The organism is Shewanella colwelliana ATCC 39565 (assembly GCF_000518705.1).
Classification (GTDB): domain Bacteria; phylum Pseudomonadota; class Gammaproteobacteria; order Enterobacterales; family Shewanellaceae; genus Shewanella; species Shewanella colwelliana.
This window is the reverse complement of sequence record NZ_JAEC01000014.1, coordinates 117,005-130,976: the sequence shown is the minus strand read 5'-3', so window position 1 is coordinate 130,976 and position 13,972 is coordinate 117,005. Positions and strand designations below refer to the sequence as shown.

Below are 13,972 nucleotides of genomic sequence, written 5' to 3'. Positions count from 1 at the left end.
ATAGATCGATCTGGATCGCTTAATAAAGCTGAGTTTGCAGGTTTCTGCAATTATTTTGATCGGCTCAGATCGATCTGGATCGGCGTAAAGAAATAAAGATGATCTTACTGGGGATAAATCTATTTAAAGGATAGCGATCATCGTGATCTCCCTATAGAATACACCTCTTTTGTATGATATTTTGGGGATAAGTACGTGGCGGTTTCACTTTGGCAGCAATGTATCGGACGACTACAAGACGAGCTTTCAGCTCAGCAATTCAGTATGTGGATCAGACCGTTACAAGCCGAAATGGACGGGGATACTCTAGTATTATATGCACCGAATCGATTCGTTCTCGATTGGGTTAGAGACAAGTACCTTAATACCATTAATCAGTTTTTTACCGAGCAGATGGGTAGTGACGCACCTAAGTTGCGTTTTGATATTGGTAGTCGCCCAGCGAGCAAACCTGCGACCCCAGCTGCGTCGGTAAGGATGCCAAGCCCCCCATCAGCCAGTCGTTCGCCGAGTAAGCCAACTTTTAATACTAATGAACCTGCGGCGACCGCTAATCATAGAAGTAACATTAACCCGACTTACCAGTTTGATAACTTCGTAGAAGGTAAATCTAACCAGTTAGGTAAGGCTGCAGCGTTGCAGGTGTCTGAAAACCCTGGCGGTGCTTATAACCCACTATTCCTTTATGGTGGCACCGGTTTAGGTAAAACCCATTTATTGCACGCTGTGGGCAATGGCATTATTAAGAACAACCCTAATGCCAAAGTGGTTTACATGCACTCTGAACGCTTTGTGCAAGATATGGTTAAAGCACTGCAAAACAATGCTATCGAGGAGTTTAAGCGTTACTACCGTAGCGTCGATGCCTTGTTTATCGATGATATTCAGTTCTTTGCGAATAAAGACCGATCTCAAGAAGAGTTTTTCCATACCTTTAATGCCTTGCTGGAAGGTAACCACCAGATCATTTTGACATCGGATCGTTACCCTAAAGAGATCGACGGCGTTGAAGATCGTCTTAAGTCTCGTTTTGGTTGGGGCTTAACGGTTGTTATCGAACCACCAGAATTAGAAACCCGTGTTGCTATCTTGATGCGTAAGGCGCAAGAGAGTGGCATTAACTTGCCAGATGAAGTAGCTTTCTTTATTGCAAAGCGTTTGAGATCCAACGTTCGTGAGTTAGAAGGCGCATTAAATCGTGTTATCGCTAACGCTAACTTTACCGGTCGCCCAATCACCATTGATTTTGTGCGCGAAGCGTTAAGAGATCTCTTGGCTCTGCAAGAAAAATTGGTCACTATAGACAATATTCAGAAAACCGTCGCTGAATATTACAAGATCAAGATGGCTGATATGTTATCTAAGCGTCGCTCACGCAGTGTGGCGCGTCCAAGACAGATGGCCATGGCACTGTCTAAAGAGCTTACTAACCAAAGCTTGCCTGAGATAGGTGATGCCTTTGGGGGTCGTGACCACACCACCGTTTTGCATGCGTGTCGTAAAATTGCGCAGTTGCGTGAAGAAAGTCATGACATTAAAGAAGATTATGCTAACTTGATCCGAACGTTATCTTCATAAAAATCTGGGAAATTGAAACCGATGAAATTTTCAATTGATAGGGATGCCCTATTAAAGCCGCTTCAACTTGTTAGTGGAGCGGTGGAGAGACGACATAACTTGCCTATTCTGGCTAACCTTTTAGTTGAAGTAAGTGGTCACTCACTCAAGTTGACCGGCACCGATTTAGAAGTTGAATTGGTTGGCCAGGCACAGCTTGAAGGTGAGGTTCATGAGGGACGAACCACAGTTCCGGCTAAGAAATTTCTCGACATTGTAAAATCACTTCCCGATCAAGTAGAGCTTAAAATAGAGCAGCAGGAAAATCGTCTGTTGTTACGTTCTGGTCGTAGTCGTTTTACCTTAGCCACACTACCCGCTGAAGAGTATCCAAACGTTGAAGCGTTCCAAGCTGATATTCAATTCACCATCAAGCAGGGTACGTTGAAGTCGTTGATCGATGCGACGCAGTTCTCTATGGCTAACCAAGATGTGCGTTACTATCTCAATGGTTTGTTGCTTGAGACCGAAGGTAACGTGCTTCGCGCGATTGCTACCGATGGACATCGTTTGGCACTTAGCCATCGAATGATAGAAGACTCACTACCTGAGAAGCAGGTCATTGTACCGCGTAAGGGTGTTATTGAGCTGCAACGCCTTTTTGAAGGTGAAGATCTGGATGTCACTATCGCTATTGGCGAGAACGCGATTAGGGCGACCACACAGAGTGCGGTATTTACCAGTAAGCTGGTTGATGGACGTTTCCCTGATTATCGCCGTGTATTACCCAAAGGTGGTGATAAAGTGGTTATCGCTAGCCGTAACCACCTAAAGCAAGCGTTGCTGCGTGCCTCTATTCTCTCTAATGAGAAGTTCCGTGGCGTGCGTGTACAGCTAGAACAGAATTTAATTAAGATCACTGCCAATAACCCTGAACAGGAAGAAGCGGAAGAGATCTTAGATATCGAATATGATAATACACCGCTAGAAATTGGCTTTAACGTCAGCTATCTATTGGATGTGTTGAATAACCTCCCCTCTGATGATGTGCGTATCACGCTTATCGATGGCAACTCGAGCGCCTTGATAGAGAACCATATCGAAGAAGATTCTATGTATGTGGTTATGCCAATGCGTCTATAGAAGATTATACAGCGCCACCTAAGGTGGCGTTTGTGTTGCTTGCTGTAAGACTTTGGCTGATCTACTGAGTACTAAATGAGTTTAACTCGCCTTCATATCGACTCCTTTCGTAATATTACTAGCGCGCAACTGCAGTTAGGCGAAGGGCTGAATCTTATATACGGTCATAACGGTAGCGGTAAGACTAGCATTCTCGAAGCGATCTACTTTTTGGGGATGGGACGTTCCTTTCGAAGCCACCTATCTCAACGTGTGATCCAAAATAGTGAAGATAAACTCACCCTGTTTGCCAATTTGAACCAAGGCGAACAGGAGCAAAAGATCGGTTTGCGCCGTTTTCGTTCTGGTGAGACAGAGGTCAAAATTGATGGTGAAAAGGTTAAACGTCTGTCGACATTAGCTGAAACTTTGCCGATTCAAGTGATCACGCCTGAGAGTTTTTCGCTGCTTTTTGAGGGACCGAAATCACGTCGGCAGTTTATCGACTGGGGCGCCTTTCATACCGACAGAAACTTCTATTCGGCTTGGGCTAATGTCCGAAGGATTTTAAAGCATAGAAATCAGATGCTTAAAAACGAAACGCCTTATCAGCAGGTGCAGTTTTGGGATAAAGAATTAGTTCGTTATGCCGAAATTGTTACCGAGATACGAAAGCAATATGTAGGCTCGTTAAATGAACGACTTAAGGGTATAATCGAAGAGTTTTTACCTCAGATAGATGTTAAAGTTTCCTTTACTCGAGGTTGGGATAGCAAAACGGATTATCAGGCGTTATTGCAAGCACAGTATCCCAGAGATTTAGCAGCGGGCCATACGGCGAGTGGTCCCCATAAAGCAGACTTAAGACTCCGTGTCGGCACACTGCCTGTGCAAGATGCGTTATCTAGGGGTCAACTGAAATTGTTAGTGTGTGCGTTGCGTATTGCACAGGGAAAGTTGCTAAAACAACAAATAGATAAAAACAGTATTTATCTGGTGGATGATTTGCCATCGGAATTGGATGCAAGACACAGACAGCTTTTGCTACAGCAGCTAAGCGATACCGGGGCACAAGTTTTTGTGACGGCCATCGAGCCTGCGGCAATAATAGATTCGTTAAGTACGCCGCCTGCAAAGGTGTTCCATGTGGAACAAGGGCGTGTAACGGTAATTGAATAACCGACGAGAGAATAATATGTCAGAGAATAGTTACGATTCTTCGAGTATTAAGGTTTTAAAAGGCCTTGATGCGGTACGTAAGAGACCAGGAATGTATATCGGTGATACCGACGATGGTACGGGTCTACATCACATGGTATTCGAAGTGGTCGATAACTCTATCGATGAAGCACTTGCTGGCTATTGTAGCGACGTTACTATCCAAATCCACGCAGACGGTTCTGTATCGGTTAAAGATGATGGTCGTGGTATTCCTGTTTCTATCCATGAGGAAGAAGGGGTTTCTGCTGCCGAAGTTATTATGACGGTACTGCATGCGGGCGGTAAGTTCGATGATAACTCGTACAAGGTTTCTGGTGGTCTTCATGGTGTGGGGGTTTCAGTTGTAAACGCACTGTCAGAAAAACTACAAATGACCATTCGTCGTGATGGTAAGCTTTATGAGCAGTTTTATACTCATGGTGTACCCAATGAGCCAATTAAGGCGATTGGTGACGCGACGACGACGGGGACTGAGATCCGTTTCTGGCCAAGCGGTGAAACCTTCACCGATGTTGAATTCCATTTCGACATACTTGCTAAACGCGTACGTGAACTCTCATTCCTAAACTCGGGCGTTGGTATTCGTTTGGTTGACGAGCGTGATAACCGTGATGAGTTTTTCAAATATGAAGGCGGTATTAGTGCGTTTGTTGACTACTTAAACGTTAACAAGACGCCAGTGAACAAAGAGGTCTTCCACTTTATTCAAGAGCGTGAAGATGGTATTACCGTTGAAGTCGCTATGCAGTGGAATGACGGTTTCCAAGAGAATATCTTCTGTTTTACTAACAACATCCCACAGCGCGATGGTGGTACTCACTTAGCGGGCTTCCGTAGTGCGCTAACACGTAACCTAAATACTTATATGGACCGTGAAGGTTTTAATAAGAAAGGCAAAACTAGTGCTACGGGTGATGATGCACGTGAAGGTTTGACTGCGGTTATCTCGGTTAAAGTGCCGGATCCTAAGTTCAGCTCGCAAACCAAAGATAAACTGGTTTCTAGTGAAGTGAAAACAGCGGTTGAGCAAACCATGGGTGAGCAGTTAGGCGATTACCTAATGGAGCATCCAAACGAAGCTAAACTGATTGTGGGTAAGATTATCGATGCTGCTCGTGCACGTGAAGCCGCGCGGAAAGCTCGTGAAATGACACGTCGTAAAGGCGCGTTAGATTTAGGTGGTCTGCCAGGTAAGCTTGCAGATTGCCAAGAAAAAGACCCTGCGCTTTCTGAAATATACATAGTGGAAGGGGACTCTGCTGGCGGTAGCGCCAAGCAGGGGCGTAACCGTAAGAACCAAGCGATTCTTCCACTTAAAGGTAAAATTCTAAACGTTGAGAAAGCACGCTTCGATAAGATGCTGTCATCTCAAGAAGTGGCAACGCTCATTACTGCATTAGGTTGTGGTATTGGTCGTGATGAGTATGATCCTGATAAGACGCGCTATCACAATATCGTCATCATGACCGATGCTGACGTCGACGGCTCGCACATTCGTACCTTGCTGTTGACCTTCTTCTTCCGTCAAATGCCTGAACTGATTGAGCGCGGTTATGTTTTCATCGCTCAACCGCCGCTATACAAAGTTAAAAAAGGTAAGCAAGAGCAGTATTTGAAAGATGATCCTGCGTTAACTGAATACCTGACTAACTTAGCCTTGGACGGTGGTGAAATTCATCCGTCTCAAGATGCTCCTGCGATGTCTGGTGCGCCGTTAGAAAAGTTGGTTTACCAGTATCGTGAAGTTGAAACAATTTTCACTCGTCTGGAACAGCGTTTTCCGTTGATGCTGACTGAGCGTATGCTTTATCAACCGGCATTAACCGACGAGCTGTTAGCTGATGAAGCTAAGGTTAAGCAGTGGTGTGACAACTACGTTGCTGCACTCACTGAGGCTGAGTCTGGTGGGTTTATCTTTAGTGGTGAAGCCTTCCTTGATCCTGAGCGTCAGGTTTACGTACCTAAGATCACTATTCGTAAACACGGTATTGATACGCACTACTTGTTCTCATACGACTTCCTTCATTCAAGCGATTATCAGCGTATGTCTACGCTAGCCGAAGCGCTTGACGGACTTATCGAAGAGGGCGGTTATGTTAAGCGTGGTGAGCGTGTTAAAGAGATCACTTCGTTTGTTGAAGCATTAGATTGGTTGATGGGTGATTCGAAGCGCGGTTTATACATCCAACGATACAAAGGATTGGGTGAGATGAACCCTGAGCAGCTATGGGAAACCACGATGGACCCAGAGTCTCGTCGTATGCTGCGCGTTACTATTGAAGATGCTATTGGTGCCGATCAGCTGTTTACCTGTTTGATGGGTGATCAGGTTGAGCCACGTCGTGACTTTATTGAATCTAACGCACTGAATGTTGCTAACTTAGATGTCTAAACGCTAAGTTAACAGTCTCGAATGTCGAGATTGATAATGAATAAGCCTCAGAGAAATCTGGGGCTTTTTTATTTCTACGTTAAGACGGTCGAAGTGGCACTTTACATTGATTATGTTAAAGCCCCTGTGTTGACGAAAAGGATGTCGAACATGCGATTGCGGTATTTATCTATACTGTTAGCGGTAGTGGTAATACTTGTTGGCTTGCGCTGGTCTTATTTTGCACAACCCCGACAGACTCCTGAAGCGCTCGCTGCTTCAGAGGCTATGCAAGCAAGTAAACCAGTCGTTGGATTAAGTCAGTCACACGTCGATGTGAATGATGCTCTACAAGGCTTAAAGCCGACTCAATCTGAGCTAAATCATTCGCTTGATTCGGTTAAAGATAACCAGATCGAAACAGAACCTAACATTGTTGAGCCATCCAGCAAAAACTACTTGCGTTGTACCGCGAGAAACAGGGGCCTTTTATGGATGAGGGCATCGCTTATTTCTATAAAGATGATAATGGCAACCCGTACTTCTTAGCCTCGCCGCCAGCGCTTAATGAACTTATGTCTAATGATCCTGACCACTACATAGAGCTCAAGGTCGAGGAGTTTAATCGCATAGATGAGGCTTACACTGATAATTGGGGCGGTGAGTTTGACGCGCTAAATGTTAATTTTCACTACTGCAAAGAAAGTACGTGTTTGGTTAGGGTCAATCATGAATCTGTTACCTTTGTGCGAGAGTACTTGGCACAGTTTGAAGCACAGCATAGTGAGCTCGATGTTACCGCCACAACTATGGCCAGTGGTGATGTTGTGGTTATCTATAAAAAGCGAACACCTAATTGGCAGGATGATTAACCTCAAGTTGTTGACCTATTAATTTGACCAGACTTAATGCGTGTGGATTATCGCCATGGACACAAAGGCTGGTAGCATTAATGATGACCGGTTGACCATCTAAGCTTGTGATCGGCTCTCCTGCCGTTAGTTTTTTAACCTGTTGCAGCGCTTGCTGGCTATCTTCTATTACCGCCTCAGGCTGAGCTCGTGGTGCAAGCGCTCCAGAGGAGAGGTAGCGTCGATCCGCAAAGGCTTCCTCTATCACCGCAAGCCCTTGTGCACGCGCCTGACTAACAAGCTGGCTGCCGGCTAAAATTATGAGCTTTAGCTTGGGATCTATTGCCTTTATGACATCTATTATAATTTGCCCCAGATCACTGTTCTGGGCGGCTTGATTATAGAGCGCACCATGAGGCTTTACATGGTGTAGTTTGACGCCTATAAGCTCGCATATCTCTCTTAATGCATTAATTTGTTGGTGCAGTGAGGTAAACAGTTCATCATGGCTAATATCTATGGTAACCCGGCCAAAGTTGGCTGGATCTGGGTAACTTGGATGCGCGCCGATTTTGACTTGATAGTGTTTAGCTAACGTCACAGTCTTTATCATGGAGGCTTTATCACCAATATGGCCACCACAGGCTACATTGGCTGAAGTGATGAGCCGCAATAGTGACTCATCATATCGACCGCCTTCACCTAAGTCGGCATTAAGGTCTAAAGCATAACTATGTGGCTTGTGTTCGTTAGCTGGCATCCATTGCCCTCGATAGTCGATAAAAATATTGCTGCCATTCATAGTTAGCGTCCTCCGCCTGGCTTGGACTGACGTGAGTAAAACGTATCGGTACACCAGTGCGAGTTTGCGCTAACTTCCATAGATCCGCTTCGATGACACTGGCTATTCGTGGATAGCCACCGGTGGTTTGTGCATCGGCTAGCAAAACGATGGGCTCACCAGAAGGGGGGACTTGAATAACCCCGGGCATCACTCCGTGTGATCGCAAGTTTACCTCTGTTTGGCTGGTAAGCGTCGCCCCGCTGAGTCGAACTCCCATTCTGTCTCGCTGAGGAGAGATTTGCCATGAGGAGTGCCAAAAAGCTTTTCTGCTTGGCTCACTAAATAGGGCTAATTCAGGGCCTGGAAGTGCCCGTAAAATACCGTCATTTGCACGCTGAACGGCTCCCACTGGACGACTAAAAGAGGGCGGGCTAGCTTTCATCTGTACAAGCTTATCACCCGTCTGCAAGTGGCGGCCGTGATGGCCCCCAAACTGCGCGCGTAAATCTGTACCATAGCCATTTAAAACCCTTTCGCCATCAATGCCACCCGCTACGGCTAAGTACCCCAACATCCCTTTTTTTGGGCCACGGATGGTTAGCTGCTCGCCTTTATTCACTTTGGCTCGCCAGCCATTCCATAGCGGTCTTTTTGCTATTTTTGCATCATACTCTGCACCGCAAAGTGCCACCCAAGTGTCGTTATCAAAGCTAAGTTGTATTTCGCCACTGCTTAGCTCTAAAGCAGTCGTATTATCGGGGTTCGCAACTAAACGGTTTGCCAGCATTAGTGCGTGTTTATCTAGCGCTCCACCAGAAGAGACCCCAAGATGTGCCACACCACTGCGCCCCATGTCCTGAATAGTAACATGACCGATTATATGGGTAACTTCAATCATGATGGTGTATCCCTTGTCGGCTCGAAGGTAACGATATCACCGGGTTGCAATAGGCAAGGAGCAGCGCTGGTATGGTTGAATAACTGGCTGTCGGTTCTGCCTATTATCTGCCAGCCACCCGGACTTTGGCTAGGATAAATGCCTGTTTGCTCGCCACCTATGCCAACTGAGCCTGCCGCAACCTCTAATCTGGGCTGTGAATGCCTTGGTGTATGCAGCTTTGCGACTAAGCCCTCTAAATAGGCAAAACCTGGTTGGAAACCGATAAAATAGACTTGATACTGAGCTTGGCAGTGTAAGGCGATCACTTCATTTGTGGTGAGCTGGTGGTATTTGGCCACGTTATCGAGATCAGGACCAAATTGACCACCGTAAGTGACAGGAATCGTTATCTCCCGAGCATGGAACTGATGTTGTTTTGCGTTGCGCCACAGAGTCTCAAGCTGTTGCTGTATCACTTTAAGTTGATCTGGCTGAGCAACGAATAGCGTGAGGTTATTCATCCCTGGTACCACGTCAAGAATGGTTTTTGATGAGCGTAACTGCTCAGCTACCCAACACAGTTTACGCTGCAGACCAACGTTAATTGGGGATGATGGTGTGGGGTCGAGTACTAATCCGCGCTCACCCAAAGGGTAGATGATAGGGTCTAAAGCCACGCTGCTCTCGGTTTTGTTGACTTGATGGTCTTAGTCTAGCGTGAGCAAGGGGGGATTTCTATCTTGATAGCGCAGTCGCTTATTGGCCGACATAAAAAAACGCACCACTTACGGGTGCGTTTTTATAGGCAAACTTAACACTTACTGCAGTAGCGAAATGTCAGCCGCGTGTAAGAACTGCTCACGTAGGCTAGATAGCAAGGCTAGGCGGTTGTTCTTCAGTGCTTCATCATCGGCCATTACCATCACATCTTCAAAGAAGGTATCTACGCTTTCACGTAGGTTGGCTAGCAGTGACAGGGCTTCTTGATAGTTAGCGGCTGCAAACAATGGTGCAAGCTGAGGTTGTAGCTCATTAAGCTTAGCGGCGAGGGCTTTTTCGGCGCCTTCAACTAACAAGTTATCGTCGATAGTGGCTGGGAGCTCACCTTCAACTTTAGCTAGGATGTTAGAGACACGCTTATTGGCTGCTGCCAGAGCTTGAGCTTGCTCAAGGGTTCTAAAGTGGGCTACCGCTTTGATGCGGCTTTCGAAATCTGCAGGAGCAGTAGGGCGACGAGCCAATACCGCTAAGATCACGTCTACACTCACTCCTTGATCTTGATACCAAGCACGGAAACGTCCCATAAAGAACTCAAGTACTTGTTCTGCGACCTTATCGTTGCTGAGGCTCTCACCATGAAGTGCTTGTGCTTTAGCAATTAGCTCAACCAGATCAAGCGGTAAGTTGTTCTCTAAACAGATACGTAGCACACCAATAGCGGCACGACGTAGCGCGAACGGATCGGCTGCGCCTTTTGGTGCTTGGCCAATGCCAAAAATACCTACCAAGGTATCTAGCTTCTCTGCTAATGCTACGCAGATAGAGATAGGCGCTGTGGGCACTGTATCGCCTGAAAACTTTGGTTTGTACTGCTCTGCCAATGCTACTGCTACTGCATCGGTTTCTCCATCTAGACGCGCATAGTGCATGCCCATGGTGCCTTGCAGATCAGTGAACTCCATGACCATATTGGTCATCAAGTCTGATTTAGATAACAGACCTGCACGTGCGGCATCAGTGCTGTTGACATTAATGCTACTGGCGATAAAACCTGCTAACGCTGAAATGCGTTCAACACGTTGCTTGATGGTGCCTAGCTGTTTTTGGAATACGACAGTTTCAAGGCTGGCAAGACGTGCTTCGAGTGACTGCTTTTTGTCGGTTTCGAAGAAGAACTCAGCATCGGCGAGACGTGGGCGAACCACTTTCTCATTTCCTGAAATAATCTGCGCCGGATCTTTAGATTCGATGTTAGTGACGAAAATAAAGTTAGGCAGCAGTGCACCAGCTTGATCAAATACTGGAAAGTATTTTTGATCGCCTTTCATGGTATAAACCAAGGCTTCTGCTGGTACGTCGAGGAATTTCTCTTCGAAGTTAGCCGTTAATACTACTGGCCATTCAACCAAAGAGGTTACTTCTTCAAGTAGGTCATCCTCAAGGTCGGCAACACCACCGATTTTAGCCGCAGCGGCTTCAGCCCCAGCTTTAATTATCGCTTTACGCTCAGCATAATCGGCTAATACTTTGCCTTGCTCTTTTAGCGCGCTGAGATAGTTGTCAGCATGGTCTAGCTCTAAGGTGTCAACACCCATAAAGCGATGGCCGCGTATGGTGCGCGCAGATTTTATGCCCAGTAGTTCGCCTTCAATAAGCTCGCTACCCATCAGCATAGTTACTGTGTGCACAGGACGGATAAATTGTGTTTTGCTGCTGCCCCAACGCATTGGCTTTGGAATAGGTAGCTTGTCTAATGCACGCTGAGCCATATCGGCGATCAGTGACTTTGTTTCTACGCCAACGACTTTAGCTTGGTGTAGTAACCATTCACCTTTATCTGTTTTAAGACGCTCGGCTTGTTCAACGGAAATTCCGTTACCACGAGCCCAGCCCATAGCAGCTTTGGTTGGGTTGCCATCGGCGTCGAATGCTTGTGCGATAGCTGGTCCGCGCTTCTCTACAACCTTGTCGGCTTGGGCCAATACCAGTTGTTGAACATTGATTGCTAAGCGACGAGGAGCGGCGTACCAAGTTGCCGATTCAAAACTGAGTTCTGCTTTGTTTAGCTCTTCGGTGAAGTTAGCTAAAAATGATTCTGCCAAGTTACGTAGTGACTTGGGTGGTAACTCTTCGGTGCCTACTTCAATGAGTAAGTTTTCAAATTTCATAATAATAACCTCTACTTACACATTGGGAAGCCAAGGGCTTCACGGGCTTGATAATAAGATTCAGCCACTGCTTTCGCCATAGTGCGAACGCGAAGAATATAACGTTGACGCTCGGTAACTGAAATAGCATGACGTGCATCGAGTAAGTTAAAAGCGTGCGATGCTTTCATCACCTGCTCATAAGCGGGTAAGGGGAGTGGTGTGTCTAAAGCAAGTAGCTCGTTACAGGCTTTTTCACAGTCATCAAACTGCTTAAACAGTACTTCAACATTGGCGTGTTCGAAGTTGTAAGTAGACTGCTCAACCTCATTTTGATGGAACACATCGCCATACATAATTTTACCCATCGGGCCATCAGTCCAGACAAGATCGTAGACGCTGTCGACTTCTTGGATATACATAGCTAGACGCTCTAAACCATAGGTGATTTCGCCTGTTACTGGGCTACACTCTAGGCCACCGACTTGTTGGAAGTAAGTAAACTGCGACACTTCCATGCCATTTAGCCAGACTTCCCAACCGAGACCCCAAGCACCAAGTGTGGGGGATTCCCAGTTATCTTCAACGAAGCGAACGTCATGAATGCCCATATCTACACCTAAGGCTTCAAGTGAGCCCAAATACAGCTCTTGAATGTTGCTTGGTGACGGCTTTAGCACAACCTGGAACTGGTAGTAGTGTTGTAGGCGATTAGGGTTTTCACCATAACGACCATCGGTTGGACGGCGACATGGCTGAACATACGCGCTGCTCATTGGCTCTGGACCTAATGAGCGCAAGAAAGTCATTGGATGGAATGTACCTGCACCCACTTCCATGTCCAGCGGTTGAACGAGAGCGCAACCTTGCTGCGCCCAGTATTCTTGCAGGGTAAAGATAAAACCCTGGAATGTTTTTACGTCATGTTTCGTCGTCATGTCTACTACTGTCAGCTTGTGATAGAAAATGGTTTCGATTATACCTTGTTGAAAACGGCTTATGTAGGTTATTTTTTATCTTAACCGAGGAAAATTGAGAAAAAACACCATGGAAGTTAAACGTTGTGGCTGGGTCAGCAATGATCCCTTATATCAAGCGTATCATGACGAAGTGTGGGGTAGGCCAGTCTACGATAGCCAGGAACTGTTCGCTAAGCTCTGCTTAGATGGTCAGCAGGCGGGTTTATCTTGGATAACTATTCTTAAGAAACAGCAAAATTATGAGGCGGCCTTTGCCAATTTTGATCCTAAGATTATAGCCACTTTTGATCAGCAAAAGGTAGAAGCATTGTTGCAAAACCCAGGCATTGTGCGTAATCGGCTAAAAGTAAATTCGATTATTAAAAATGCCAAAGGCTATCTAGCATATGTAGAGCAGGGTAATGATTTTTCTACATTTTTATGGAGTTTTGTTGGTGGAAAGCCCATAGTGAATCACTTCACTTCTTTAGAGCAGCTTCCGGCACAAACCCCTGAGTCAGAGGCAATGTCAAAGGCCCTCAAAAAGTTAGGTTTCAACTTTGTCGGACCGACAATCTGCTATGCCTTTATGCAGGCTGTCGGCATGGTTAACGATCACTTGGTCGATTGTTTTTGCTATCACCCGCCACAAAGATAACCTTGCTACTGTCTAAAGCTCATGGTTGATGGCTCATGGGTTTGCAGATAGATGGCCTGAAACTTGATGTCACCGTTTTCAGATTCAATACGGCGGATAAATGTGTAGTTGTCATCAAACTTTGCAATTTTATCAGTTACTTGTTGAGACAAGTTGTCTGTAACTAGGGTTAGAGCACATATTCTGCCTGTGCAGCCAAATTGCTGTGAATAGATACGAGTATCAGTTAATGCTGACAGTGTGTCTCCTAATAGAGACATTCTGTTAGCACCCATCTCATCCTGCTCAAGCGCTGTGATTCTACCTATGAATTGATCTAGGTCTCCGCGAAGAAGGCGCTCCACCGCGCCACCATTAATCACATTGTCGTCATCAATAAATAGGCTGGATATCTCTTCACCGCTTATTGGTTCCAGCTCTTCATCTTGGGCTTGTACTTGCTCGTCCCTAGTTGTCAATTCTTGTGATTGCTCGGCCTCATCGTTGTTGGTTAATGGCTCTGTTGGTAGAGTTGCAGTAGTCTGTTGTTTTGATTGGATGCTATCCTCTAATGCAACGACTGGTGATGATTGCTGACTAGAATAAAATGCTGTGATCAAGATTGCACATAAGGCAATGGTGGTGATGGCAAAAATGAGGTGATGTAATTTCAATTTTATATTCCTTTATTTTTGGTCTCTCATCCTGTTGAGAGGTTAGTTG

At 45.9% G+C, this 13,972-nt stretch carries 12 protein-coding genes; 6 read left to right on the top strand and 6 right to left on the bottom strand.

Going from position 1 to position 13,972, the window contains the following annotated elements; translation table 11 throughout:
- Nucleotides 1-195 precede the first annotated feature (195 nt).
- The 5 genes from dnaA (at nt 196) to L876_RS0108730 (ending at nt 7,143) form a co-directional block, all read left to right on the top strand.
- Nucleotides 196-1,578: a chromosomal replication initiator protein DnaA gene (gene dnaA / locus L876_RS0108750; RefSeq protein ID WP_028763461.1), complete on the top strand. Its 1,383-nt coding sequence runs from the start codon at nt 196-198 to the stop codon at nt 1,576-1,578.
- 21 nt (nt 1,579-1,599) lie between these two features.
- Nucleotides 1,600-2,700 carry a DNA polymerase III subunit beta gene (gene dnaN / locus L876_RS0108745; protein WP_028763460.1) on the top strand — a complete coding sequence of 367 codons (1,101 nt, stop codon included), beginning with the start codon at nt 1,600-1,602 and terminating at the stop codon, nt 2,698-2,700.
- Nucleotides 2,701-2,775: 75 nt separating this feature from the next.
- A complete protein-coding gene (gene recF / locus L876_RS0108740; protein WP_028763459.1) occupies nt 2,776-3,858 on the top strand; it encodes a DNA replication/repair protein RecF in 1,083 nt (360 codons plus the stop codon).
- A 16-nt stretch (nt 3,859-3,874) separates the two neighbouring features.
- The gene (gene gyrB, locus L876_RS0108735) at nt 3,875-6,292 is read left to right on the top strand and encodes a DNA topoisomerase (ATP-hydrolyzing) subunit B (protein ID WP_028763458.1); all 2,418 of its coding nucleotides are present in this window, start codon (nt 3,875-3,877) and stop codon (nt 6,290-6,292) included.
- A gap of 470 nt (nt 6,293-6,762) precedes the next feature.
- Complete coding sequence (locus tag L876_RS0108730) at nt 6,763-7,143, top strand: hypothetical protein (protein WP_028763457.1); 381 nt, start codon at nt 6,763-6,765, stop codon at nt 7,141-7,143.
- Here the strand turns inward: L876_RS0108730 and pxpA are convergent.
- The 5 genes from pxpA to glyQ all read right to left on the bottom strand — a co-directional run bounded on the left by pxpA (nt 7,124) and on the right by glyQ (nt 12,591).
- Nucleotides 7,124-7,924: a 5-oxoprolinase subunit PxpA gene (gene pxpA, locus L876_RS0108725; protein WP_248674533.1), complete on the bottom strand. Its 801-nt coding sequence runs from the start codon at nt 7,922-7,924 to the stop codon at nt 7,124-7,126. The two genes, L876_RS0108730 and pxpA, sit on opposite strands and share 20 nt — an antisense overlap.
- Nucleotides 7,872-8,804: a 5-oxoprolinase subunit C family protein gene (locus L876_RS0108720; RefSeq protein ID WP_028763455.1), complete on the bottom strand. Its 933-nt coding sequence runs from the start codon at nt 8,802-8,804 to the stop codon at nt 7,872-7,874. The genes pxpA and L876_RS0108720 overlap by 53 nt, the downstream gene beginning before the upstream one ends.
- On the bottom strand, nt 8,801-9,463 hold the full coding sequence (pxpB, locus tag L876_RS0108715; RefSeq protein ID WP_028763454.1) for a 5-oxoprolinase subunit PxpB: 663 nt from the start codon (nt 9,461-9,463) through the stop codon (nt 8,801-8,803). Before pxpB ends, L876_RS0108720 begins: the two co-directional genes overlap by 4 nt.
- Before the next feature lie 141 nt (nt 9,464-9,604).
- Nucleotides 9,605-11,674 (bottom strand): glycine--tRNA ligase subunit beta, encoded by a 2,070-nt coding sequence (gene glyS / locus L876_RS0108710; protein ID WP_028763453.1) that lies wholly within the window; start codon nt 11,672-11,674, stop codon nt 9,605-9,607.
- A gap of 11 nt (nt 11,675-11,685) precedes the next feature.
- A complete protein-coding gene (gene glyQ, locus L876_RS0108705) occupies nt 11,686-12,591 on the bottom strand; it encodes a glycine--tRNA ligase subunit alpha (RefSeq protein ID WP_028763452.1) in 906 nt (301 codons plus the stop codon).
- Nucleotides 12,592-12,700: 109 nt separating this feature from the next.
- Here glyQ and L876_RS0108700 point away from each other — a divergent pair, with 109 nt between their 5' ends.
- The gene (locus L876_RS0108700; protein WP_028763451.1) at nt 12,701-13,270 is read left to right on the top strand and encodes a DNA-3-methyladenine glycosylase I; all 570 of its coding nucleotides are present in this window, start codon (nt 12,701-12,703) and stop codon (nt 13,268-13,270) included.
- A gap of 5 nt (nt 13,271-13,275) precedes the next feature.
- Here the strand turns inward: L876_RS0108700 and L876_RS0108695 are convergent, their stop codons facing one another.
- Complete coding sequence (locus L876_RS0108695; RefSeq protein ID WP_028763450.1) at nt 13,276-13,923, bottom strand: hypothetical protein; 648 nt, start codon at nt 13,921-13,923, stop codon at nt 13,276-13,278.
- Between the last annotated feature and the right edge of the window lie 49 nt (nt 13,924-13,972).